Origin of the sequence: Hymenobacter sp. J193 (assembly GCF_024700075.1) — a bacterium.
Taxonomy (GTDB): domain Bacteria; phylum Bacteroidota; class Bacteroidia; order Cytophagales; family Hymenobacteraceae; genus Hymenobacter.
In genome coordinates, this window is the sequence record NZ_JAJONE010000001.1 from 787015 (window position 1) to 809620 (window position 22606).

Here is a 22606-nt window from a genome sequence, read left to right on the forward strand (position 1 = left end):
GGAAGGCCCTAAAAGCGGCGCATTTGTTTGCAAATGCCGTTTTTAGGGCCTTTTTGCGTCCGGCGCTTTTTGAATTTGCACCCATTTGAGGCCGCATTTGTGCTGAGCAAGCTCACTGATACATAGTCTTACATTTACTGTAAAATGCTTGTTCAATAAGTCTACGTAAGACCTCATCCAAAAAATAAGTCGTTACTCACAAAAGTATAGAACAACCCATAAGGCACATTATCGATTTACTTCTCGTTCCGCGAAAACGAATACGGCGCGTTCTCGGGCTTCGTGCCACGCGTCGTATTCGGCTTGTCGGCCATGTCGAAATCCACCGTTCCGCCCTGCATCAGAGTCTGGTGGCTAAGCCAATTGTGGGGGTAGGGCTGGCCGTTGAGGCGCACGGCCTGCACGTAGCGGTTGGCGGCGCTGTTGGCGGGGGCGCTCAGCACCACTGTTTTACCGCCCGGCAGGCGCAGGGTGGTTTTCGGGAAAAGTGGGGCACCCAGCACGTACTGGTCGGTGGCGGGGCACACAGGATAGAAACCCAGAGCTGAGAAGACGTACCAGGCCGAGGTCTGGCCGTTGTCCTCGTCGCCGCAGTAGCCGTCGGGGGTGGGTTGGTAGAGGCGGTTGAGGGTTTCTCGCACCCAGTATTGCGTTTTCCAGGGCTGCCCCGCATAGTTGTATAGGTAGGTCATGTGCTGGATGGGCTGGTTGCCGTGGGCGTAGTTGCCCATGCCCGCAATCTGCATTTCCCGGATTTCGTGAATCACGGAGCCGTAGTACGAGGCATCAAACACCGGGGCCAGGGTAAACACCGTGTCCAGGGCTGCTACGAAGGGTTTGGGGCCGCCCATAAGCGTCATCAGCCCATTTATATCGTGAAACACCGACCAGGTGTAGTGCCAGCTGTTGCCCTCCGTAAAGGCGTCGCCCCACTTGAAGGGGTTGAAGGGCGACTGGAACGTGCCGTTCTGGTTGCGGCCGCGCATCAAGCGGGTTTGCTTATCAAAGAGGTTGCGGTAGTTCTGGCTACGCTTCTGGTAGAGCGCCACTTCCTTTTTGGGCCGGCCCAGCGCCTTGCCCAGCTGGGCAATGGCGAAGTCGTCGTAGGCGTATTCCAGGGTGCGGGCCGCGCTTTCGTTGATTTTGACGTCGTAGGGAACGTAGCCGAGCTTGTTGTAGTAGCCTGCGCCCGCCCGGCCCACGGCTTGCAGCGGCCCCTGGGCGTTAGCACCTTTTAGCATGGCCTCATAAAGCGCGTTGATGTCGTAGCCGCGCACGCCTTTCAGGTAGGCATCGGCCACCACAGAGGCAGAGTTGTTGCCCACCATGATGTCGCGGTAGCCGGGGCTGGCCCACTCCGGCAGCCAGCCGCCTTCCTTATAGGTATTCACGAGGCCCGCCTGAATCTGACTGTTCACCTCGGGGTAGAGCAGATTCAGAAACGGAAACAAGGCCCGGAACGTGTCCCAGAAACCGGTATCGGTGTAGAGGTAGCCGGGCATCACCTGGCCGTTGTAGGGCGAGTAGTGCACGGGCTGACCGGCGGCATCCAGCTCGTAGAACTTGCGCGGAAAGAGCAGGGAGCGGTACAGGCAGGAATAAAAGGTGCGCTGCTGAGCCTCGGTTCCGCCTTCCACCTGCACCCGGCCCAGCTGCTCGTTCCAGGCCGTGCGGCCCTGCTGCTTTACCGCCTCAAAATCGTTGCTGCCGATTTCCTGGAGGTTGCGCTCGGCCTGCTCGGGGCTGATGAACGAGGACGCCACCCGCGCCTGCACCTGCTCGCCCTTGCGGGTTTTAAAACCCACCACGGCCCCGGTGTGGCCGCCGGTAGCTTCCAGCCGCTGCACGTAGAGCGTCTTGTCCAGGTAAATGGTGGTGGCTGTTGCAGAACTCGTTTCGTTCGGCTCTTTTTCCAGCCCGTTACTGTGCGAGTTTCCATCTGTGCGTCAAGGTCGGGCAGTTGAGCTATACTAGCGCCTGGCAGCGGCCAGTAATGGCTGTGGCAGGGCCATGGTCAGGCTCACTTGCCGGTTGGGCCGGTACTTAAGCAGCTTTTTCAGGTTGTAGGCTACGGCCGTGAGCAGCATCGTCTTGTGGGCTCCGGCCTGGCCGCGCACGTTCATCCGGCGTAGGCCGTAGTGATGGAGCAGATTCCCGAAGACGGGCTCCACCGTGCCCTGGCGCACCCGGCGCATGTGTTGGCCCCGGCGGCTTTGCTGGCGCTGCCAGGCCCGGCGGTACGGCTCGTCGTAGAGCGTGCGGGTGAGCTGCTTGCGCTTGGCCCCGGGCACGCAGGTGGGCTTGAGCGGGCACTGCTGGCAGTCCGAGCAGGTGGCCCAGTAGATCTTCAGCCCGGTGCCGTCAGCCGAGGTGTCGTACTTACGAAACGAGAGGACCTTGCCGGCGGCACAGGTGTAGTCATCGGTTGAGGCCCGGTAGGTAAAGCCCTCGATAGCGGCCTTATAGCGGCCAAAAACCGGGATCCAGGCCGTCACCTGCTGGGCTTCGAGCAGGGCGTAGTTGGTGCCGTTGGCGTAGCCCGCATCGGCCAGCAGCTCCTGCATGCGCAGCTGCTGGGACCGTAACCGTTGCTGCAGGCCGGTGAGTAAGCGGGGTAGGTGCAGGCTGTCGCGACTATCGGCGAAATCGGCCTGCACGTGGCTGATCACGCCCTTAGCCGTGTCCACGGCCAGGCTGCAGAGGTAGTTCAGGGCCCGGGCTTTGCCGGGCTTGATGGAGATGCGCGCGTCGGGGTCGGTGGGGCTGTAGTGGGTCTTGTTGCTGAGCAAGCGGGCTTTTTCGTGCTGCGCGCCGGGTACGCTGGAGTGGGTGGCGAGCCGGGCCTGGTGAGCGGCCAGGTTGCGCAGCTGGTGGGCCGGAGCCGTCACCACGGACGCAGCCGGCGCGGTAGCCGCCTCGTCCGTGGCCAGAAAGGGACTTTTGACACCCGTTGTCCTCTTTTCCAGCACCGTTTCCAAGGAAGCATTGGCCTTGACGGGCGCCGAGTCGACGGCCTGCGTGTCGCCGGCGACCAGGCCCCGGGCCACGCACTGGGCAAAGACGTGGTCGAACAGGCGCTCGAAGACCGCGGCCGGAAAGAGCTGCCGCGTGCGGCTCACCGTGGAATGCCAGGGCAATTCCTCGTCCACCTCGTAGCCCAGAAACAACAAGATGTCGAGCCGCAGGGCGCAGTGTTCGACCAGGCGGCGGTCGCTGACCAGGTTTTCCAGCCGGCCCACCAGCACGAGCTTGAAGAACACGACCGGGTCCAAAGAGGGCTGGCCTGTGTGGCTGTACAGCGTCCGGGTCTCGTCGTAGAGAAACGACCAGTCGACGAGCTCGGCCAGCCGGCGGTACAGATTATGGCGCGGCACCCGCTCACTGAGCCGAAAGTGGGTCACCTCTTTGTCGAGAAACGGCTTCTTGCCTTGCATCTTCCCTGTACGAACCCGGGTTCTGCAACAGCCACGGTGGTGCTGCTGAACTCGTGGTCGAACTCGATGATGAAGTAATTCTTGAAGTTCTGGGGCACGCCGCCACTGTTGCGGGTGGTGTAGCCGATGATGCGGCGCTGCTGGGGCAGCACCTGCACGTGGGAGCCTTTATCAAGGGCGTCGAGCACCACGTAGGCGCTGTCGGTTTTGGGGAAGGTAAAGCGGAAGCGGGCGGCGCGCTCGGTGGGCGTCAGCTCGGTGGTGATGTCGTGGTCGGCCAGGTACACGCGGTAGTAGTAGGGCGTCACCACCTCGGCCTTGTGTGAAAACCAGCTGGCCCGCTCCTCTTCCTCAAAGCGCAGCTTGCCGGTGATGGGCATGAGGGCAAACTGCCCGTAGTCGTTCATCCAGGGCGAAGGCTGATGCGTCTGCTTGAAGCCCTTGAGCTTATCGGCCGAGTACTGGTAGGCCCAGCCGCTGCCCATGTTGCCCGTTTGCGGCAGCCAGAAGTTCATACCCCAGGGCCGCGCAATGGCCGGGTAAGTATTGCCATTGGAAAGGCTTGGCTTGGAGTCCGTGCCCATCAGCGGATTTACCAGACTGGCAAAGTCAGTGGGCTGGGCATGCGTAAAAAAAGGAAGAACTACGAGCAGGAATACGGCGAGGTAGCGGTTCATCAGCTTCAGTCGGAGGATGCGTTGAGGGCGGGAATATAGGGAGTTGAATGCGCTTGTTTGCGTAGTTCTGCTTTGAAAGGCGATTGGAACGACTGCTTCGACGTAACTTCGTGGGCGGCATGCCCGGCAGCTTACGGGCCGACTCCTGCCCTTCTCTTCTGCTTTTTCCGGCCCATTCTTGGCCGTTTTGCCTGCATGAAAATTCTCCGCGTCCGCTTCTGCAACCTCAACTCCCTGCGCGGCGAGCATACCGTTGATTTCAGCCAGAGTCCGCTGGTCGATGCGGGGCTGTTTGCCATTACGGGAGCCACGGGAGCGGGCAAAACCACCATCCTCGACGCCATTACGCTGGCCCTCTACGGCCAGGTGCCCCGCCACGAATCCACCGGCCCCGAGCAGGTGATGAGCCACGGCACGGGCGAGAGCTGGGCCGAAGTGGAGTTTGAAGTCAACGGCCAGCAGTACCGGTCCAAGTGGGGACAGTACCGGGCCCGCAAGCGCCCCGAGGGCAAGCTGCAGGACCCGCGCATGGAGCTGAGTGAGCGAAAGCAAGCTGAAGACGGCACCGAAACCTGGGAGTTTCTGGAAACTTATAAGTCGAAGGTGCCCCCGCGAATAGCCGAGCTGAGCGGGCTGGAGTACCGGCAGTTTCTGCGCTCGGTGCTCCTGGCCCAGGGCGACTTCACTCGCTTTCTGAAAGCGCCGGCCGGCGAGCGGGCCCAGTTGCTGGAGAAGATTACCGACACCCGGAAGTACTCCGACATCTCCCGCGCGGCCTTCGAGCGGGCCAAGCAGGAAACCCAGCAGGTAGAGCAGCTGCGCACCGGGCTGGCCGGCGTGGCCCTGCTGTCGGCGGAGGAAGTAGCGTTTCTGGAAGGCGAAGTTCAGGCCCTGACGCAGCAGCTTCAGGCAGCCACTGCCACCCAGGAGCAGCTGCAGGAGGCGCGTCAGTGGCACCTGCGCCTGCGGGAGCTGAGCGAAAAGCTGCACGGCAGCCGGCAGCGCCAGCAGCAGCTGGCCGCCCAGGCCGAAACCCTCACTCCGCTCCGCCAGCGCCTGGACCTGCACCAGCAGGCTGCCCCCTTCGCCACCGACTACGCCCTGCTGCGCCGCACCGATGAGCAGCTGGCGCGCCTGCAGCAGGAAGCGGCGCAGCTGCAGGAACAGTTGCCGCAGCTGGAAGAGCGCCGCACCGCCGCCGAAACGGCCCGAAACCAGGCTCATCAAGCTCACACACAAGCCAAAGCCGCCCAGGAAATCCAGGAGCCCCGGCTCCGGGAAGCCGAACAGCTGGACTTGCTGATGACCGAGGCCCGGCGGCAGCTGCTACAGGGCAAGGCAGAGTACGAGGAGAAAAACGAGCAGTGCAAGCGCCTGAAAGCAGCAGCTGAGTTGGCCGGCAAACGGGCGGGCACTTTGCAGGACCAGGTCAGGGAAACCGAAAAGTGGCTGCTACTGAATACCGTGGTAAGTGAGCTGGCCACCGACCTGCCCGAGCTTTCGGCCAACCTGCAGCAATGGGCCGGCTTGAAGTCTTCCCTTGGCCAGCTGAGCCAGCGCCTGCACGAAGCCCGGCAGCGCCAGCAGCAGGCCGCCACCGAAGCCGCCACCCAGCAAAAAGCGGCCGAGGCGGCCCGCCAGCTGCTGCGGGAGCATACTGCCCGCTTTGAGAAAGCCTGCCAGGCCCGCGACGAATGGCTTCTGCGCCTGCGCTACCACGTGGGCAGCCTGCAGCAGGAACAGGAGCGCGAGCAGCAGCACTGGGACGACCTGCGGCGCAGCCTGCAAATGCAGCAGCTTATTCTCTCGCACTCCGATACGCGCCTGCTGCTGGAAGCGGGCCAGCCCTGCCCGGTGTGCGGAGCCACGGAGCATCCATACGTGGCCGGCGTGCTGGGCGTGAGCGAAGACGCATTTCAGCGCGACCGGCAGCGGGAAGAAGAACTCAGCCAACGGGTCAGGGCCCTGGGCACGCGCTTCAACCGGCTAAATACCTACGTGACCATGCTGGAGCAAACGGGCCCCGAGCCTGCTGCCCCCACCGGAACCATTCAGCTGGTGCCCGAAACCACTGAGAAAAGCGCCGCCGAGGAAGTAAAGGCCCTGGTGCAGATCCTGCGCGAGCTGCGCGACCAGCTCACCAGCGCCGACCAGCGCGTGCAGCAGGCGCTGGTGCAGCAGGAAGCGGCCACCCGTCAGCACCAGACCTACGCCGAGGAAGCCGGTAAGCTGGCCCGGGAATTGGCCGATGCCGAAGACCAGGTACAACCCGTTCGGGCTACCATTCAAAGCCAGGCTCAGTACTTCAGTTTGCCGTTCACCAACGAAAACGGGCAGGCGCTGATGGAGCTGGCGCGCCAGCGCATCACGGAGTTCGACCAGAAAGGAAAGCAGCTCAGCGAAGCCAAACAGGAACTGGGCGGCGTGAGCGTGGAAGCGGCCAAAGCCGAAGCCGACCAGCAGGAGCTGCAGGCCTGGCTTAAAATCCGCAAGCAAGGTCTCGTGGAGCAGCACAACGCCATCCAGCTTCAGCAGCAGCGGCGCCAGGAGCTGCTGCCCGACGCCGACGTGGCCCGGGCGCGGGAGCAGCTGGAAGCGGCCGTGCGCACCGCCGAGCAGTTGCTACGCCAGGCCGAGCAGCAGCTTCAGCAGCACGAAACTGCCCGCACGGTGGCCACCAGCACGCTGCAGCAGCGCCAGCAGGAAACCCAGCGGCAGCAGGATGCCCGGCAGCAGCAGCACACGGCGCTGGTAGCCGGCCTCGCCGCTGCCGGCCTCGCCCCAGACCCGGCCACGCTACCGGCCCTTCTGCTGCCGGAAGCGGAAGCCGGGACGCTGCAAAGCCAGTTGCGCCGCCACGAGCAGGACGTAGCCCTGGCAGAGCAAACTATCCGGGAAACCACTGAGCTGATGGGCAAGGAAGAATTTCGCGCCCTCACCCCGGAGCCGCTGGAGGTTATTGAACACCAGCTGGCCAGCGGCAACCAGCAGCTGGCACAGCTCAATCAGCAGCTGGGCCAGCGACAGGAGCGGCTAAGTGCCCACCAGGCCGGGCAGGAGCGCCACGCGGCACTGGCAGCGGCGCTGGAAAAGCAGCAGCAGGAAGCCCGCCGCTGGCGGCAGCTGGCCGAAGTCATTGGCTCGGCCGATGGCAAGAAGTTCAGCGAGTTTGCCCAGGGCCTTACTTTGGCCCGCCTCGTGGACCTGGCCAACCGCCACCTGCACCGCTTCACCGACCGGTACCGCATTCTGCGCAACCCCGAGCAGCACCTCGACCTGCTCATTCAGGACGAATACCAGGCCGGTGCCGTGCGCTCCATGAATTCCCTGTCGGGTGGGGAGAGCTTCCTGGTGAGCCTGGCCCTGGCCTTGGGCCTTTCGGAGCTGGCAGGCCGCAAAACCCAGATTGACACGCTTTTCATTGACGAAGGCTTCGGCACGCTCGACCCCGACACGCTGGATGTGGCCCTCTCGGCGCTGGAGATGCTGCAGGGCACGGGCAAAACTATCGGTATCATCTCCCATGTGGAGGCCCTGAAGGAGCGCGTCACCACCCAAATCAACGTGCGGAAAGGCGCGGGCGGCGTCAGCACCCTGCAGGTGCTGGGGTTTGGGGAGGAAATATAGACGCATCCATACTGTCAGTCTTCGTGCTGAGCTTACCGAAGCATGACTGGCATACCCTATTTATCCTGCCAGGCCTCCAATTTCCCGAACTTCAGCCCAGGTCCAGTGCCGCTTCGGCTTGATGCCCGCGTAGCCCGCCCGGAAAAAGGCCACCACTTCCGCTTCCATTTCTTCCGGTGAAATCGAAGAGGCATAGATGGGCCGCTGGTCGGGGTCGGCGTAGCGCTGGGCTTTCGTGAGCTGCCGGCCATTGAGGCGCAGCAGCGGACCGGTATCGGTGATGCCGTCGAAGGACCAGCGGTGCGGACTGTTTTCCCGGGCGTTGAGTTGGGCACCAAGGCCGTCGAGCGGCAGGCGGGGCAGCGTGGGGCGGCTTTCGAGGTCAATCCAAGTGGTGTACTTGTATTCCAGCTCGTAGCGCTGCCCGTCGTACAGGCTCAGCACTATGTCAGTGCCAATGCTGGGGCTGAACAGGGCATAATACGGCAGCGGCTCCGGCGTGCGCACCACCGTCAAGCCAATTTCGGGGTAGCGCCCCACGGTGGCAACGGGGCTTTGCACACGAGTTGCCGCCTGCTTTACGCGCCGGTACTCGGCCTCCCACGCGGCGCGGCCAAGGCCAGGATTTTCCAGGATGGGGCCGAAGCGCGGCAGAAACCAGTCGAATTTCTCTGCTGAAGCCTCGTCTTCGCGGCGCCGCCAGGCCGGGGCCCCGAATGGCTCGTAGAAGCGGGCTTTTTCCTCGGCATTCAGCCAGCACACCAGCTGCAGAGCCTGGTCGGCGAGCGGGCTCTGCCAATCGATTTCGCGGAAGTCGCCCAGAGTAGCTGCCAGGCGCAGCAGTTCGTCGTAGCGCAGCGCCAGCGCCGGATTCAGCCACGCCCACACGCCCAAGAACCCGTCGACGTCGAAGTGGTTGGCCGTAACGTAGCTGGCCTGCGCCCAACCGGCGGCCGGCTGGCGTAGGGCACGCAGCACCGAGCCGGCGCTGGTATCATCCTGATACGCGGCCGGAGTAGGCGCCGCGCGCCAGTGCGCCAGCGTGAGGGCAGCCCGGGGCAGGATACTATCTACTACCACGGTACTGGCAGCGTGGCGGCGGGCGGCAGGAAACGCGAGAAACTCCATTATATATATTCAGGACGACATCAGGGCGCAAAGAAACGGCAGCCGCCACTAAAGATGCTCCCACGCCCGGGCTTCAACCCGGGAAAGCCATTCTGGAGCTCCTGCACTTTGCGCAACGTTTCCCGGGAACAATGAGCCACTGGGCGCTTTGAAGCGGCGGTGCATTGTTCTTCCAAAATAGCTGCATAATGCAAGTTTGCGGTCGGCCCCGGTTTTTAGGATTCTAAGCCAGCTCATACCGTACGAAGCGCCCGCACTTGCCGGGGGCCACAGCTGTTGCAGGCAGCAGCCAAAAGGTATTCAGCAGGGAATTGGTACAGTAATTGAATTACATTTTTTTACAACCCTTTCGCTGTTAGCGGCTTCTCAGGCTATTGTTCGGTTTGACTTCCTTCCGTTTTATAAAAAAAGAATACCAAACGTTTGTTTGATTCCCGGGCATCCTCATTATATTTGATTACGCGAGATGATATAATCCCACCAATCACACGTGTTCCGCTCTCTTACCCCCATTTTCCCTTTTCCTTGTTTTCACCTTTATCTCCTCTTACCGCATGCAAACTTCTACTTCCGCTTTGTCTAAACGTGGCCTGCAACTTCTGCGCGTAGCGGGTCTTTTGCTGATTATGCTGGCGTTTCGGCCCGCAACGGCGCAGGCCCAAACCTGGATGGTATCTACCGATGCCTATATCCGCCTGGGGGTGATGGATAAATATGGCGTATTGGGCACTTACACCGCCAAGTTCGTGGTCACCAGCGAGTCGACCGGCAAGGAATATATCCTGGTAAAGGATATTGAGAAAGGCCAGAACGGCGCCGACGTTATGTACCCGGCCGACCCCACCAACGGTGACTATTTCAAGTCGGAGGCAGGCGAGGCGGCCAAATCCACGCCGGGGCGCTACACCTGGGCCTGCATGGTGGCCGGCAAAAAAGTAGTGGGCGGGCGCTTTGAGTTCCCGACGACGACCAATGACGTAACGGTAGTCGAAAAACGAAAATAACCCTGCGGTTCTTCCGTATAGGAGCGTCCGGTGCAGCTTGCGCCGGACGCTTTTTCGTTTTCAACACTTACTGCCATGCCTAAAAAGTCCTTCACCGAACTCATCAACAGCCCCGGCATGCCGGTATTGGTCGATTTTTACGCCGACTGGTGCGGGCCGTGCAAAACCATGGCGCCCATTCTGCAGCAGGTGGCCGCTGACTACCAGGGAAAGCTGAAAATCATCAAAGTGGATGTAGACCGCAACCAGGCCGCAGCTCAGCAGTTCCGGGTGCAAAGCATTCCTACGCTTATTCTGTTTCATAAAGGGCAGCCGGTGTGGCGGCAGGCGGGCGTGGTGCCAGCCCAGCAGCTGGCACAGGTGATGCAGCCTTATTTATAGTCTTTTCCAAAGAAGCAGGTTTGCTATACTGCCCGGCGCGGTCGGGGCGTTTACCTTTGTGCCTGTTTGGTGGGTTATAGCTTGGTGCTGATGCGTTTTTTTCTTTTCTTGGAAGGCTTTTTTTGGGAATAATCTGCTTGGCGGCCGGCCCGGCAGCGGCGCAGCAAGGCACCATCACGCTCAGCGGCCGGGTGCAGGGCGAGGCAGGCATTCTGCCGGGAGCTACGGTAGCCGTGCCCGCCCTGAGCACGGGTGCCACGGCCGATGAGAAAGGCACCTACACGCTTTCTTTGCCCGCCGGGCGCTACCAGGTGGTTGTGTCCTTTATCGGGTATCAGACCATTACGCGCGACGTGAACCTACGTGCCAGCCAGCGGCTGGATTTCCGCCTGACGCCCGGCGGCACCGAGCTGGGCGAAGTGGTGGTGGAAGCCAGCGGCACCCTGGAACAAAAGCAGAAAAGCACCCAGATGAGCGTGGAGCGCCTCACCGCCGCCGAAGCCAAGCTGCTGCCCGCCCTGTTTGGGGAAGTGGATATTCTGAAAACCCTGCAGCTGAAGCCCGGGGTGCAGAACGGCGGTGAAGGCACCAGTGGCCTGTTTGTGCGCGGTGGCTCGGCCGACCAGAACCTGGTGCTCGTGGACGACGCGGTGGTATACAATCCCAATCACCTGTTCGGGCTGTTTTCGGTGTTCAACTCTGATGCGGTGCAGAGCGTGGATCTGTACAAAGGGGGCTTCCCGGCGCAGTTTGGGGGGCGGCTTTCGTCGGTGGTGGATGTGAAGCTGCGCGAGGGCAACAACCAGAAACTGGGTATAACGGGCGGGCTGGGGCTGATTTCCTCCCGTCTGACGGTGGAAGGGCCGCTAAAGAAGGGCAAGGGTGCGTTCCTGGTGTCGGGGCGGCGCACGTACTTTGACGTCTTCACCCGCCAGATCAACAAGCTTAATGAGGGTGACCCGGACTTCAACCCTATTCCCGACTACTACTTCTACGACTTCAACGCCAAGGCCAACTACACGCTAAGCGAAAAGGACCGGGTGTACCTGAGCGGCTACTACGGCCAGGACAAGTTCGGCTTTAACTCCCCGGGCGGCTTCAACTTCAATTTCAACTGGGGCAACGCCGTGGCCTCGGCTCGCTGGAACCACGTGTTCAGCCCACGCCTGTACGCCAACACCTCGGCCTCGTTTACGCACTACAAGTACGAAATTGCCAACAAGCTCGACCAGTTCAGCTTCAACCTGTCGTCCACCATCCGCGACTACACGCTTAAAACCGACTTCGAGTACACGCCCAACGAGCGGCACACCGTGCGCTTTGGGGCCATGGGCACCCAGCACCGCTTTGGGGTGGGCCGCCTGAAGGCCGGCTCCGCCGACGGGCGCCTGAACTTCGGCGACGACGTGGGCTACGACGGGCAGGAAGGCGGCCTCTACGCCACCGACAACTTCCGCGCTTCCGACCGGTGGCAGCTGGAGGGTGGCCTGCGCCTGACGGGCTTCCGCAGCGGCTCCGATGCCTACGCCGGCCTGGAGCCCCGCGCAGCGGCCCGCTACACCCTTTCGCCCAAGCTCACGCTCAAGGCCAACTACGCCCTCATGTACCAGTACCTGCATCTGGTCACAAACTCCGGCGCCTCCCTGCCCACGGATATCTGGTATCCTTCGCGCCTTTCCGTGAAGCCCCAGCGCAGCCAGCAGGCTTCGGCCGGGGCCAGCTTCCTGTTTGCGGGCGGCCAGTGGCTGCTTTCCAATGAAGTGTATTATAAGTGGGCGAAAAACCAGGTGGACTTCCGCGACGGGGCCCAGCTGTTCGTGAACCCCGACTTGGACGCCGAATTCCTATTCGGGAAGGGCTTTGCCTACGGCGACGAAATCTACCTGGAAAAGAAAACCGGGCGCACTACCGGCTGGATAGGCTACACGCTTTCCTGGACCAAGCGGCGCTTTCCGGCCCAGCGCGGCACCGCCGGCATCAACAACGGGGAGTTGTTCTACCCCACCTACGACCGGCGCCACAACCTCACGGTTGTGGGCCTGCATAAGCTCAGCCAGCGCGTGAGCCTTACGGGTTCCTTCACCTACAGCTCAGGCAACCCTACTACCCTGCCGCTGGCCCGGTTCCTGTTCCAGGATGTGTACGGGGCCGAAGACTCGGCCGTGCCGGTGTACCCGAACCGCAACGGCTACCGGCTGGCGCCCTACCACCGCCTGGATCTGGGTTTGGTCTGGAAGATGAAGCCCACGCGCTGGTTTACGGAGTCGGACTTGACGTTCAGCGTTTATAATGCCTACAGCCGCCGCAACCCCTACTTCGTGTTCTTCGATCAGGTGAAAAACGAGGATGAAAGCCAGGTAATCGGCTACCGCGCCCGACAGGTTTCCCTGTTCCCTGTCATTCCCTCGGCTACGTACAATTTCAAATTCTGAACCACGGATTCATGCGAATTTCTCGGATTTTGTGGCCGGTGCTGAACCGGGCCGTCGGGCTTCTGACAGTTGGCAGCCTCGCTATGCTTGGCGGTTGCGGCCTGCAGCAGGATATCGACGTGGAGCTGCCCGCGTACCCGGCCCAACTGGTAGTGGAGTGCTACCTCGACCCCGGCCGCGTGCCCCAGCTCACCGTCACGGAAACTACGGAGTACCTGGCTTCGCCCAACCCCAGCCTACCCCAGCAGGTGCAGGTGGTGCTGAGTGGCCCCGCCGGCTGGCGCGACACCCTGGAGTTTGCCCCGGCTTTCAACCCGGTCACAAAAAAGGCTACACCCACCGCGGCCATGCCCGGCTGCAGGCGCAGCCCGGCGACGTCTTCACGCTGGACGTAACGGATGCGCTGGGCCGCCACCTCACGGGCACGGCCACCATGCCCGCCCGCGTGCCCATCGATACGGTGGAGTGGAAATTCAACGACCGGCCCGAAGACCAGCGCGAAGCCTACGTGCTGGTACGGTTTCAGGACCCGGCTACCGCGGGCGACTATTACCGCTTCCAGATTCACCGCGACAGTATTTCCGACGACCCGGAGGTAGACTACACGCCCGATGACCGGCTCAACAACGGGCAGGAGTTCACGCTGGGCACCAGCTATGAGTTCGACCCAGGCGATACGCTCATCACCACGCTCTACCACCTGGACAAGGCCTATGCCGACTTTATGCAGTCGGTGGATGATGCGCGCGGGGCCAACGGCAACCCGTTTGCGCAGCCCGCTGGCATCCGCAGCACGGTGCAGGGTGGCTTGGGCGTATTCACCGTGCTGAGCTATGAGCGGCGCACAATTATCATTAAGTAACCGGCTTCAGGCGAAGCATGCAACGCTGGCGTGGCAGGTGGGCTCCTAGACCATAGTCATCCACCTATTACCTTCTATCATGAGCCGTACGTTTTCCCTTGCGCTGGTATTTCTCTTCGTCTTCGGGCTGGTGAGCAGCTGCGAGAACATGTCCTGTGGGTGCGACCCGGCCCCGTCCTACTCGGCTAATGCCCTGCTGTATACCTGGCAGCTGGATGAAATAGCCATAGGCGGTCAATCAGCCGCTAAAGGCAACGACATCAAGGACCGCTACAAGCTGCAGTTCAAAAATGACGGCGCCTACACCCAGACCCAATTGCTCGACAACTCCACCACCGCTGGCACCTGGAAGCTGACGGGTCAGGGAAACAGGCTGCTCGAAATTACCGACCACAAAGGCACCACCAACACCTATAACCTGGGCAACGTCGACAACAGCACGCTGGTGTACAGCTTCATCAACAAAGAACAGCTGCTGGAGCAGCGGATTTTCTCCCGGCAATAGGGGTTTAATGTGCTGATGTGGAGGAATGTGCTAATGCTTTAGCTGTCATGGCGAGCATAGAGAAGCAATCCGTCCTGAGCAGCGTACCTGACACTCTTCTACCAAAAAGCCCCTGACGTCCGTGCTGGCGTCAGGGGCTTTTCATATTCCGGGGCCTAGTGCGTTGCCCAGGACGGATTGACGCCGCTTGATGCGCGGAATGTCCTTCGTCCTCGCAATGACAGCCAAGGCGTTAGCACATTCCTCACATTTCTTCACATTAGCACATTAATCAAAGTTTTTCCAGCACCCGCTGCAGCAGAGCGGTGAGGCGGGGCTCGGCCACGGCGGCGGTGCGCAGGATATCGGCAATGTCAACTTTCTTGAGCTTGCCGGGGGCGCACAGGTCGGTGATGACGGATACGGCCAGCACGGGCAAACCCATATGCACGGCGGCAATAACCTCGGGCACGGTGCTCATCCCCACCGCATCGGCCCCAACAGTGCGCAGGTAGCGGTACTCGGCGGGCGTTTCGAGCATAGGGCCGGGCAGGCTGGCATACACGCCCCGGCGCAGGTAGTGCGTGAGGCCTAGTTCCCGGGCTGCTTCCTCCGCCAACCCGAGCAGGCGCTGGTCGTAGGGCTCCATCATATCGGGGAAGCGCGGGCCCAGCTCGTCTAGGTTCTTGCCGATGAGCGGGTTGGTGGGCTGCAGGTTGATGTGGTCTTCCAGCAGCAGCAGGTCGGAGTAGTTGTAGTCGGGGTGGAGGCCGCCGCTGGCGTTGCTCACAAACAGGTGCCGGATGCCCAGCAGCTTCATCACGCGCACTGGAAACACCACCTGCGGCATGGTATATCCTTCATAGAAGTGAAACCGCCCGCGCATCACCAGCACCCGCTTGCCAGCCAGGGTGCCCGCCAGCAGCTCGCCGGCGTGGCTTTCCACCGTCGATACCGGGAAGTGCGGAATGTCGGCGTAGCTGAAGCGGTGCTGCACGGCTACTTCCCGGGCCAGCGCACCCAGCCCGGTGCCCAGAATGATGCCGGCTTCGGGCTGAAAATCGGTGAGGTGCTGGCGGAGGTAGTTGGCGGCTTCGAGGAGGTCTTGCATGGTAGCAGAAAAGGTTGTGCAAGTATACGGGCTACGGCTCACTAGCTGGACGCAAGTTGATTATTACAACCGCTGTCATTATCCGTAAATTCTGCTGTTGTTTTTAATCACCTGAATACTACTTCTTATACTCTGCTATATTTGGACCATACTACATACTATGTAAGCCCAGCTATGAAAGTGTCCTTGTTTTTCTTGGCATCAATAGGCTTGCTTGGTGCTTGCAAAAAAGAGGCGGAGCAGCCTACTTTACCCAAAGCCGATTTCACTTCCCCCACCGAAGCCGAACAATACACACCATTTTCACTCCAGAACCAGTCGCAGCACGCAACGCAGTATAGCTGGGAATTTGACACCCAATACGGCAGCGAGGAAGAGAATCCATCGGTTCGTTACACAAAACCTGGCACCTACACTATCCGGCTGGTGGCGTTAGAAGGGACCAGAAGTGATACGGCCCGGAAAACGGTGGTTATTACGCCTTACGATATCTTCAGCCGCGTTCCGCTGAACTTTGCGGGCAATTATGCCTGTAAAGTAATAAGGGTCACTAGTCCACCATTTCAGCAGGGCCTCAAAATACGCGAGCCGGACGAACTGATTACGATTACGAAAGATGGCAGCGCCTTAAAGTGGGGCTCTATTCAACTGTTTTATACTCCTTTTTACAGCGCCACTCCCGAAAAGCCGGACGAAAAGGGAGCCTACGTATTTCTGCACTATAAACGTCAGCCTTTACCTCTGCAGACTTATTATGCGTCGTTTTTCACTGCAGGTGACAGCGCCCGTTTTGCTTTGGTTACAACGGTTGGTCATGGCACGGAAGAACGAATTTACTACGGCATCCGGCAACCATAGCTCAATAAAAAGGCCCGCTGTATAGCGGGCCTTTTTATTGAGCTAGCAATTCACTTACTGCACGTCCAGCACGAAGGGCGCGCGCATCTGTACGCCTTTCATCTGGCTGAGTTTCTGGTACTGCTCGAACATGGGATAGAGTGGGCCCAGTTCCGATTTCACCAGGCGCAGGCGGGCTTCCTCGTTGAAGGAGCTGAACAGGTTTTCGGCGAAGGTTTTCTGGCGGGGCAGCTTCTGGATGCGGTAGTCGCCTTCCTTGAGGTTGGCGCGGCGGGCCGCAATGCGCAGGGCATCATCAAACGAGCCCAGCACATCTACCAGGCCGCGCTGCTTGGCCTCCACTCCCGACCATACCCGGCCCGAGGCCAGGCGGCGCAGGCGCTCTACTGGCATCTTGCGCCCGGCGGCGGCCTTGGAAGTGAAGTCGGCGTAGATGCGGTTTACTTCCTGCTGAAACTGCTGCTGCTCGAAGGGCGTGAGGGCACGCGTGACGGTGGGGAAGTCGGAGAACTTGCCGGTGGTTACACGGTCCGTGGTGATGCCCAGCTTGTCGCTCAGGAAGGGCGCGATGTTGGGCAGCACCCCGAACACGCCAATGGAGCCGGTAATCGTCGTCGGGTGCGCCACAATGGTGTCGCAGCCCATAGCAATGAAGTAGCCGCCCGAGGCCGCCACGTCCGACATGCTGGCAATAACGGGCTTTACTTTCTTGGTCAGCATCACTTCGCGGTAGATGATGTCGGAAGCCAGGGACGAGCCCCCAGGCGAGTTCACACGCAGCACTACGGCCTTCACTTTCTTGTCGAGGCGGGCCTTACGGATGGCTTCGGCAAAGCGGGTGCTGCCGATGCTCTCGTTGCCGCCCCGTCCCATCACGATGTCGCCATCGGCGTACACCACGGCAATGCGGTTACCGCTGGTATTCTCGTCGGCGTCTTCGCCTTTGAGGTAGTCGGAAAGCGTAATTAGGCTTAGCTTTTCGTCTTTCTCTACGCCCAGCTTGCCCTTGATGTAGTCGGTGGCCTGGTCGTAATAGCCGAGGTCCGTCACCAGGCCCAGCCGCTTGGCATCGGCGGCATTGTGCACCAGCATCGAGTCGCTGATGACGCGCAGGCGGGCCGGCGCAATCTTACGGGCGGCAGCCACCTCGGCCAGCATGGCGTCGTTCAGCGAGTTCAGGAAGGAGGACGTCTGCAGGCGGGCCGAGTCCGACATGTTGGTGCGGAAAAACGGCTCCACGGCGCTTTTAAACGAGCCCACGCGGAAAATCTGCGCCTGCACGCCCAGTTTGTCGAACAGGTTCTTGTAGTACATCGTCTCCGACGACAGGCCGTTGAACTCCAACGTACCCTGGGGATTTAGGTACAGCTTATCGGCCACCGAAGCCAGGTAGTAGCTTTTCTCCGACTGCGCGTCGGTGTAGCTGACCACAAACTTGCCGCCCTTTTTGAAGTCGGCCAGCTCGTGGCGGATTTCTTCCAGCGTGGCCATGCCGCCCTGCACCATTTCCAGGTTCAGGAAGATGCCCTTGATGTCGTCGTCCTTTTTGGCGCGGCGGATGGCGGCTTTCAGCTCGTCCAGGCCCACGGTATTTTCGCCACCGGCAAAGGCCGACAACGGGTTTTCGAAGCCTCGCTCAGCCACGGGCTTATCGAGTTTCAATTCCAGAACCGAATTATCGGCCACGGTCACGTCCTTATCGGTGGAAGCGGCGGCTACGATAAAGCCGATCATCAGCACAACGCCCACGAAGGCAAACAGTACGAGGCCGGTGAGCGTGGCCAGTACGTACTTGAAAAACTGTCTCATCAGAAAAGTCTAACGGGTGAGGGATGCTAACAAAAGTAAAGGCTTTCCGGAGCCGATGCCGGCTAATCAACCAACGGGCCGTTTCGGCGGCTCAACACGGGCCTCCCCCGCGCCACCGGGGGTGGACGGCGCGGTATGGGGGTAGCTTGGTGCGGTGCCGTATGGCCGTCGCACGGCCGCCAGGCAGGACACTGGCTTCTATCCTTCGACGGACAGATGCGCCCGCTTTGCTGGCTATCTTCTGAATCGCCCAAGCCCTGGCCGCCTCACTCAATAACCATACTTCTCGCCCCAGAGCTGGCGCAGGCGCTCCTGGGCTTTGGCTTCAGCGGGGTTGTGGCCGGGCTCGTAGAAGCGGCGGCCGCTAATGGCTTCGGGCAGAAACTCCTGGAAGGCGAAGTTGCCGGGATAGTCGTGGGAGTATTGGTATTCGTTGCCGTAGCCCAGCTCCTTCATCAGCTTGGTGGGCGCATTACGTAGCGGGATGGGTACCGGCTGGGGGCCGTGCTGGCGCACAAAGGCGCGGGCCTCCCGAATGGCCTTGTAGCTGGCGTTGCTCTTGGGCGAGGAAGCCAGGTACACCACCGTTTGCCCCAGAATGATGTCCGACTCAGGCATGCCAATCACGGCCACGGCCTGAAAGCAACTCTGGGCCAGCATCAGGGCATTAGGGTTGGCCAGGCCCACATCTTCGGAGGAGAGAATAAGCAGGCGACGGGCAATGAACTTGGGGTCCTCCCCGCCTTCCAGCATGATGGCCAGGTAGTAGAGGGCCGCGTTGGGGTCGGAGCCACGGATGCTTTTGATAAAGGCCGAAATGACGTCGTAGTGCATCTCCCCGCCTTTGTCGTAGCGCGCCAGGTGCTGCTGGGCCAGCTGCTGCACCACCTCGTCGGTAATGACAATTTCCCCGGTTTCGGGGTTGGGGCGGCTGGCTTCCACCACAATTTCCAGTAGGTTGAGCAGCTTGCGCGCATCGCCCCCGGAAATGGTGAGCAGGGCGCCGTAGTCCTGCATCCGTACGTTCCGTTGCTTGAGCACCTCGTCTTCGGCCAGGGCTTTATCCACAATGCCAATTAGGATATCCTTGCCCAGGGACTCCAGCACGTATACCTGGGCGCGGCTGAGCACGGCCGGAATTACCTCAAACGAGGGGTTTTCGGTGGTGGCCCCTATAAGCGTGACGATGCCTTGTTCCACGGCGCCCAGCAAGGCGTCCTGCTGGCTTTTGCTGAAGCGGTGAATTTCATCGATAAACAGCACGGTGCCGCGCTGCTTTTTGGCTCGCTCTATCACCTCGCGTACGTCCTTCACACCGGCATTCACGGCACTCAGGGAGGCGAAGGGCTTGCCCAGCTCCTGGGCCAGCAGGTTAGCCAAAGTGGTTTTGCCTACCCCGGGCGGCCCCCACAGGATGAGGCTGGGCAAACGCCCGGCCTGCAAATAGCGCCGCAGCACGCCTTCCGGCCCAATCAGGTGCTCCTGCCCGGCGTAGTTGTCGAGGGTGCGCGGGCGCATGCGTTCCGCCAGCGGGGCGCCGGGCCGGGGCTCGTTGGGCTGCGCGGGTGACGGGGAATCGGGTTCAAACAAAGAGCCAGTGGCCATAGAAAACAGGATAAGCGCAAACGGTAACTTTCGGGGCTTTTGGCGGTAGCGGACGGACCGCACCCGGCCGATGCCTTCAGCCCACTATACGCGAATGGCCCCTGAAAGTCAGCAAAGCTACCGTTTGGGCTACTACCTTCGCCGTGCAATGAAGAATTCTGGTAAGGTCCACGCGGCCTTGTTTGTGGTGGCCCTCATTTACGCCGCCAACTACAGTATCAGCAAAGATGTGATGCCGCGCTACATGGGGCCGTTTGGGCTGGTGGTGCTGCGCATTGTGGGCGCGGCCGTGTTTTTTGGGGTACTCAGCCGCCTGGTAGCGCCGCAGGACCGCATCCGGGGCCGGGCCGACCACCTGCGGGCTGTGGCCAGCGGCATCCTGGGCATCGGGCTGAATCAGCTGCTGTTTTTCTCAGGCCTGAATCTGACCTCGCCCATTAATGCCTCCCTTATCCAGACCATTGCGCCGGTAGTTACGGTGCTGGCCTCGGTGGTGCTGCTGGGCGAGAAGATTACGTTCCCGCGGCTGCTGGGCATTGGGTTGGCGGCGGCCGGGGCGGCCAGCATTATCCTGAGCCGGGGCCCCGTAGCGGCCGGCGGGCAGGACGGGCTGCTGGGCAATGTGTTTATCTTGCTCAATGCCACGGCTTTCGGCATTTACCTGGTTATCGTAATGCCGCTGATGCGCAAGTACCACCCCTTCACGGTGCTGGCGCGCATATTTCTGGTGGGCACGTTCATAGCAGTGCCTGCCGGCTGGCAGCAGGTGCTGGCTCCCGACTATGCCAGCTTTCCGCCGGGTATCTGGGCAGCCATTGCCTACATGGTTGTCTGCCTTACTATTCTAGCCTACCTGCTCAACAACTGGGCCTTGAAGTACGCCTCCCCCGCCCTGCTGGGCGCCTACATCTACCTGCAGCCAGCCTTGGCAGTGGGCATAGCCGTGGCCCTGGGCAAAGACACCCTCACGCTCACCAAAGCCCTGCAGGCCCTGCTTATTTTCGGGGGCGTGTTCCTGGTGAGCCAGAAGCCGCGCCCCACGCCTGAGGCCGTGCCTCTGGAGCCGGCGCAGGATTAGGGTTGAGGCGCCTCAGGCTCTGCCAGATTTTGTGCCATCCGCTGCAATACGGCTAGCGTCAGGGCGTATTCTTCAGCCGAAATACCCCGCATCACCCGCTCCCGCACCCGTTGCTGCGCCTCCAGGCACTGCTGGTAGAGCTGTTGCCCGGCGGCTGTAAGCGCATAGCTTGCCTGGGCTTTCTGCAGCCAACCTTTCGCTCGAAACTCCTCCAATAGTTGTTGGATTTCGGGAGGTGAAGCAAAAGGTGCAAGCGCCGCCGCCAGCGCCTCGAAGGGTGCCAGGGAAGTTTGACTGACTGTTTGCAAAAGCTGCCAGCCCAGCCGCGTAAGGCCCGCCTGGTATTGGGCTTCCTGAATGCGGCGGGTTAGCAGCTCATCCAGCTTTTTCAGCCAGTAGCCAATGGGTTGGTTGCCGGGTGGATTCATAAAGCAGAAAAAAGTAGCAAGCCGGTTACGCCAGGCAGCACCCGCTCCCCTGTTTCTCGACGAATTTCCGGCCTGTATACTTTACGGCCAGCGCCGGGGCACCGACCTTTGCGGCTCCTTCTCCCCTACTCCGTGGACCCGGCCGAAACCCGCAAAATCATTCACCTCGACATGGACGCGTTTTACGCCTCCGTGGAGCAGCGCGACAACCCCGCCCTGCGCGGCAAGCCTGTGGCGGTGGGCGGCGCCCGGCAGCGGGGCGTGGTTGCGGCGGCCAGCTACGAGGCCCGCCAGTTTGGAGTACGCTCGGCTATGCCGTCTACTACCGCGCTGCGCAAATGCCCCGAGTTGATTTTCGTAAAGCCCCGGTTTGAGGTCTATAAAGCCGTTTCCCGGCAGATCCGCGAGATTTTCGCTCAGTACACCCCACTCATCGAGCCGCTGTCCTTGGACGAGGCCTACCTCGACGTGACCGACAACCTGCGGGGCCTGGCATCCGCCACGCAGATTGCCACCGAAATCCGGGCCGAGATTCTGCGCCAAACCCAACTGACGGCTTCGGCGGGCATCAGCTACAATAAGTTTCTGGCTAAGCTGGCCTCCGATTACCGCAAGCCTAACGGACAGTTTGTGATAAAGCCGGCGCAGGGGCTGGCGTTTGTGGAGCAGCTGCGAGTGGGCGAGTTTCACGGAATTGGGCCGGCCACGGCGGCGCGGCTCAACGGGCTGGGCATCTTCTCGGGCCTCGACCTGCGCCAGCAGACGGAAGCTTTTCTGCGCCAGCACTTCGGCAAGGCTGGCTCCTATTATTACCACATTGCCCGCGCCATCGACCACCGCCCCGTGCGCCCCGACCGTCAGCGCAAGTCCGTCGGCTCCGAAACCACGTTCGAGCAGGACCTGACCACGCCGGAAGAGCTGAGAACTGGCTTGCAGCCCTGCCTGGAATCGGTGTGGGGCTACTGCCAGCGCGCCGACGTGCGGGGCCGGACCGTGACGTTAAAAGTAAAGTACGCCGACTTTCAGCAGATTACGCGCAGCCGTACCCTGCTTGGGCCTATCAGTTCCCAGGCAGCATTGGAGCAAGTGAGCAGCGAACTGCTGGCCGGGCTGCTGCCTTTGTCCAAAGGCGTGCGTCTGCTGGGCGTTACGCTGTCGAGCCTGGAAACGGAAGAAGAAGCGGCCGGCAAACAGCTGGCCTTTCTGTTTTAAAGAGGCCCTGAAACAATCAGCCCAACTACCGGGTGGCAGTTAGGCTGATGAGGAATGAAGCGGTTTAGCCGACTAATCGACTTTCACCTTCGACTTTTTCTTTTTGTCTTTGGCTTTCACATCAGCCGGCTTATCGGTCATCGTGGTGCCAGCCTGCGTTACGCCTGTGCCCGACTGAGTTTCTACCGTAGTAGAGGTGGCCGGAGCAGGCGCGCCAGGCGTGGTCGTTACGGTGGTATTTACGGTGCCCGTAGTAGCTGGTACGGTTGTACCGGTCTGGGTTTGCACGGTGGTGCTTTGCGTCGGCTGCGGGGTTGTCGTAGTGGTTGTGGTGCTGGTTTGGGCCGAAGCGGCAGTGGCACCGGTTACGAAGAGGGCAGCGAGGACAAATAGCTTTTTCATGCTTTCAGGGTAAGGTGAACGATACAAAAGCCGGATTATATAGGCTTTTGACTAGCCTTTAACGGAACTTCAGT

The 22606-nt window shown here is 61.0% G+C and carries 17 protein-coding genes and 2 pseudogenes; 10 read left to right on the forward strand and 9 right to left on the reverse strand.

The annotated features are described in order from the left end of the window. Positions 1 to 236: 236 nt before the first annotated feature. From LRS06_RS03355 to LRS06_RS03365, 3 genes and pseudogenes are all read right to left on the reverse strand, one after another. Positions 237 to 1859, reverse strand: a pseudogene (locus LRS06_RS03355) (GH92 family glycosyl hydrolase); the annotation flags it as partial. Positions 1860 to 1970: 111 nt separating this feature from the next. After that, positions 1971 to 3434 (reverse strand): IS1182 family transposase, encoded by a 1464-nt coding sequence (locus tag LRS06_RS03360; protein ID WP_257869603.1) that lies wholly within the window; start codon positions 3432 to 3434, stop codon positions 1971 to 1973. A 38-nt stretch (positions 3435 to 3472) separates the two neighbouring features. Further along, positions 3473 to 4111 (reverse strand): annotated as a pseudogene (locus tag LRS06_RS03365) (glycoside hydrolase family 92 protein); the annotation flags it as partial. A 195-nt stretch (positions 4112 to 4306) separates the two neighbouring features. On the opposite strand from LRS06_RS03365, the gene LRS06_RS03370 reads away from it, so the two are divergent. Then, complete coding sequence (locus tag LRS06_RS03370) at positions 4307 to 7738, forward strand: AAA family ATPase (protein ID WP_257870177.1); 3432 nt, start codon at positions 4307 to 4309, stop codon at positions 7736 to 7738. A 60-nt stretch (positions 7739 to 7798) separates the two neighbouring features. Here the strand turns inward: LRS06_RS03370 and LRS06_RS03375 are convergent, their stop codons facing one another. Next, on the reverse strand, positions 7799 to 8866 hold the full coding sequence (locus LRS06_RS03375; protein ID WP_257870178.1) for a DUF6687 family protein: 1068 nt from the start codon (positions 8864 to 8866) through the stop codon (positions 7799 to 7801). Positions 8867 to 9420: 554 nt separating this feature from the next. Here LRS06_RS03375 and LRS06_RS03380 point away from each other — a divergent pair. The 6 genes from LRS06_RS03380 (at position 9421) to LRS06_RS03405 (ending at position 14050) form a co-directional block, all read left to right on the forward strand. Beyond that, positions 9421 to 9870: a hypothetical protein gene (locus LRS06_RS03380; RefSeq protein WP_257870179.1), complete on the forward strand. Its 450-nt coding sequence runs from the start codon at positions 9421 to 9423 to the stop codon at positions 9868 to 9870. 75 nt (positions 9871 to 9945) lie between these two features. Then, positions 9946 to 10251: a thioredoxin gene (gene trxA / locus LRS06_RS03385; RefSeq protein WP_257870180.1), complete on the forward strand. Its 306-nt coding sequence runs from the start codon at positions 9946 to 9948 to the stop codon at positions 10249 to 10251. A gap of 122 nt (positions 10252 to 10373) precedes the next feature. Further along, the gene (locus tag LRS06_RS03390) at positions 10374 to 12683 is read left to right on the forward strand and encodes a TonB-dependent receptor (RefSeq protein WP_257870181.1); all 2310 of its coding nucleotides are present in this window, start codon (positions 10374 to 10376) and stop codon (positions 12681 to 12683) included. An 83-nt stretch (positions 12684 to 12766) separates the two neighbouring features. Next, complete coding sequence (locus LRS06_RS03395; protein WP_257873440.1) at positions 12767 to 13078, forward strand: DUF4249 domain-containing protein; 312 nt, start codon at positions 12767 to 12769, stop codon at positions 13076 to 13078. An 8-nt stretch (positions 13079 to 13086) separates the two neighbouring features. Then, positions 13087 to 13545, forward strand: coding sequence for a DUF4249 domain-containing protein (locus LRS06_RS03400; protein WP_257873370.1), 459 nt, complete (start codon positions 13087 to 13089; stop codon positions 13543 to 13545). Between the two features lie 79 nt (positions 13546 to 13624). Then, positions 13625 to 14050 (forward strand): lipocalin family protein, encoded by a 426-nt coding sequence (locus LRS06_RS03405; RefSeq protein ID WP_257870182.1) that lies wholly within the window; start codon positions 13625 to 13627, stop codon positions 14048 to 14050. Positions 14051 to 14321: 271 nt separating this feature from the next. Here the strand turns inward: LRS06_RS03405 and LRS06_RS03410 are convergent, their stop codons facing one another. Continuing rightward, positions 14322 to 15140, reverse strand: a complete 819-nt coding sequence (locus LRS06_RS03410; protein WP_257870183.1) for a purine-nucleoside phosphorylase — start codon at positions 15138 to 15140, stop codon at positions 14322 to 14324. A 174-nt stretch (positions 15141 to 15314) separates the two neighbouring features. Between LRS06_RS03410 and LRS06_RS03415 the strand changes: the two genes are divergently transcribed. Next, positions 15315 to 15998 (forward strand): PKD domain-containing protein, encoded by a 684-nt coding sequence (locus tag LRS06_RS03415; protein WP_257870184.1) that lies wholly within the window; start codon positions 15315 to 15317, stop codon positions 15996 to 15998. Positions 15999 to 16052: 54 nt separating this feature from the next. Here LRS06_RS03415 and sppA read toward each other — a convergent pair whose 3' ends face one another. Together sppA and LRS06_RS03425 are read right to left on the reverse strand one after the other, a co-directional pair. Next, on the reverse strand, positions 16053 to 17807 hold the full coding sequence (gene sppA, locus LRS06_RS03420; RefSeq protein WP_257870185.1) for a signal peptide peptidase SppA: 1755 nt from the start codon (positions 17805 to 17807) through the stop codon (positions 16053 to 16055). A 270-nt stretch (positions 17808 to 18077) separates the two neighbouring features. Beyond that, entirely contained in the window at positions 18078 to 19325 is a 1248-nt protein-coding gene (locus LRS06_RS03425) for a replication-associated recombination protein A (protein WP_257873371.1), read from the reverse strand. 235 nt (positions 19326 to 19560) lie between these two features. Here LRS06_RS03425 and LRS06_RS03430 point away from each other — a divergent pair, with 235 nt between their 5' ends. Continuing rightward, positions 19561 to 20490: a DMT family transporter gene (locus tag LRS06_RS03430; protein ID WP_257870186.1), complete on the forward strand. Its 930-nt coding sequence runs from the start codon at positions 19561 to 19563 to the stop codon at positions 20488 to 20490. On the opposite strand, the gene LRS06_RS03435 is transcribed toward LRS06_RS03430, so the two are convergent. After that, positions 20487 to 20918 carry a hypothetical protein gene (locus LRS06_RS03435; RefSeq protein WP_257870187.1) on the reverse strand — a complete coding sequence of 144 codons (432 nt, stop codon included), beginning with the start codon at positions 20916 to 20918 and terminating at the stop codon, positions 20487 to 20489. The two genes, LRS06_RS03430 and LRS06_RS03435, sit on opposite strands and share 4 nt — an antisense overlap. A 132-nt stretch (positions 20919 to 21050) precedes the next feature. Between LRS06_RS03435 and dinB the strand changes: the two genes are divergently transcribed. Then, a complete protein-coding gene (gene dinB, locus LRS06_RS03440) occupies positions 21051 to 22130 on the forward strand; it encodes a DNA polymerase IV (RefSeq protein WP_374679440.1) in 1080 nt (359 codons plus the stop codon). Positions 22131 to 22202: 72 nt separating this feature from the next. On the opposite strand, the gene LRS06_RS03445 is transcribed toward dinB, so the two are convergent. Next, positions 22203 to 22532: a hypothetical protein gene (locus LRS06_RS03445; protein WP_257870189.1), complete on the reverse strand. Its 330-nt coding sequence runs from the start codon at positions 22530 to 22532 to the stop codon at positions 22203 to 22205. Positions 22533 to 22606 lie beyond the last annotated feature (74 nt).

What these genes read in the sequence shown, in the direction of transcription:
- LRS06_RS03405 (WP_257870182.1), top strand. Translation starts at nt 13,625, where the DNA reads ATGAGCCGTACGTTTTCCCTTGCGCTGGTATTTCTCTTCGTCTTCGGG.
- LRS06_RS03395 (WP_257873440.1), top strand. Translation starts at nt 12,767, where the DNA reads ATGCTTGGCGGTTGCGGCCTGCAGCAGGATATCGACGTGGAGCTGCCC.
- trxA (WP_257870180.1), top strand. Translation starts at nt 9,946, where the DNA reads ATGCCTAAAAAGTCCTTCACCGAACTCATCAACAGCCCCGGCATGCCG.
- LRS06_RS03445 (WP_257870189.1), bottom strand. Translation starts at nt 22,532, where the DNA reads ATGAAAAAGCTATTTGTCCTCGCTGCCCTCTTCGTAACCGGTGCCACT.
- LRS06_RS03430 (WP_257870186.1), top strand. Translation starts at nt 19,561, where the DNA reads ATGAAGAATTCTGGTAAGGTCCACGCGGCCTTGTTTGTGGTGGCCCTC.
- LRS06_RS03375 (WP_257870178.1), bottom strand. Translation starts at nt 8,866, where the DNA reads ATGGAGTTTCTCGCGTTTCCTGCCGCCCGCCGCCACGCTGCCAGTACC.
- sppA (WP_257870185.1), bottom strand. Translation starts at nt 17,807, where the DNA reads ATGAGACAGTTTTTCAAGTACGTACTGGCCACGCTCACCGGCCTCGTA.
- LRS06_RS03370 (WP_257870177.1), top strand. Translation starts at nt 4,307, where the DNA reads ATGAAAATTCTCCGCGTCCGCTTCTGCAACCTCAACTCCCTGCGCGGC.
- LRS06_RS03415 (WP_257870184.1), top strand. Translation starts at nt 15,315, where the DNA reads ATGAAAGTGTCCTTGTTTTTCTTGGCATCAATAGGCTTGCTTGGTGCT.
- LRS06_RS03425 (WP_257873371.1), bottom strand. Translation starts at nt 19,325, where the DNA reads ATGCGCCCGCGCACCCTCGACAACTACGCCGGGCAGGAGCACCTGATT.
- LRS06_RS03410 (WP_257870183.1), bottom strand. Translation starts at nt 15,140, where the DNA reads ATGCAAGACCTCCTCGAAGCCGCCAACTACCTCCGCCAGCACCTCACC.
- LRS06_RS03380 (WP_257870179.1), top strand. Translation starts at nt 9,421, where the DNA reads ATGCAAACTTCTACTTCCGCTTTGTCTAAACGTGGCCTGCAACTTCTG.
- LRS06_RS03435 (WP_257870187.1), bottom strand. Translation starts at nt 20,918, where the DNA reads ATGAATCCACCCGGCAACCAACCCATTGGCTACTGGCTGAAAAAGCTG.
- LRS06_RS03360 (WP_257869603.1), bottom strand. Translation starts at nt 3,434, where the DNA reads ATGCAAGGCAAGAAGCCGTTTCTCGACAAAGAGGTGACCCACTTTCGG.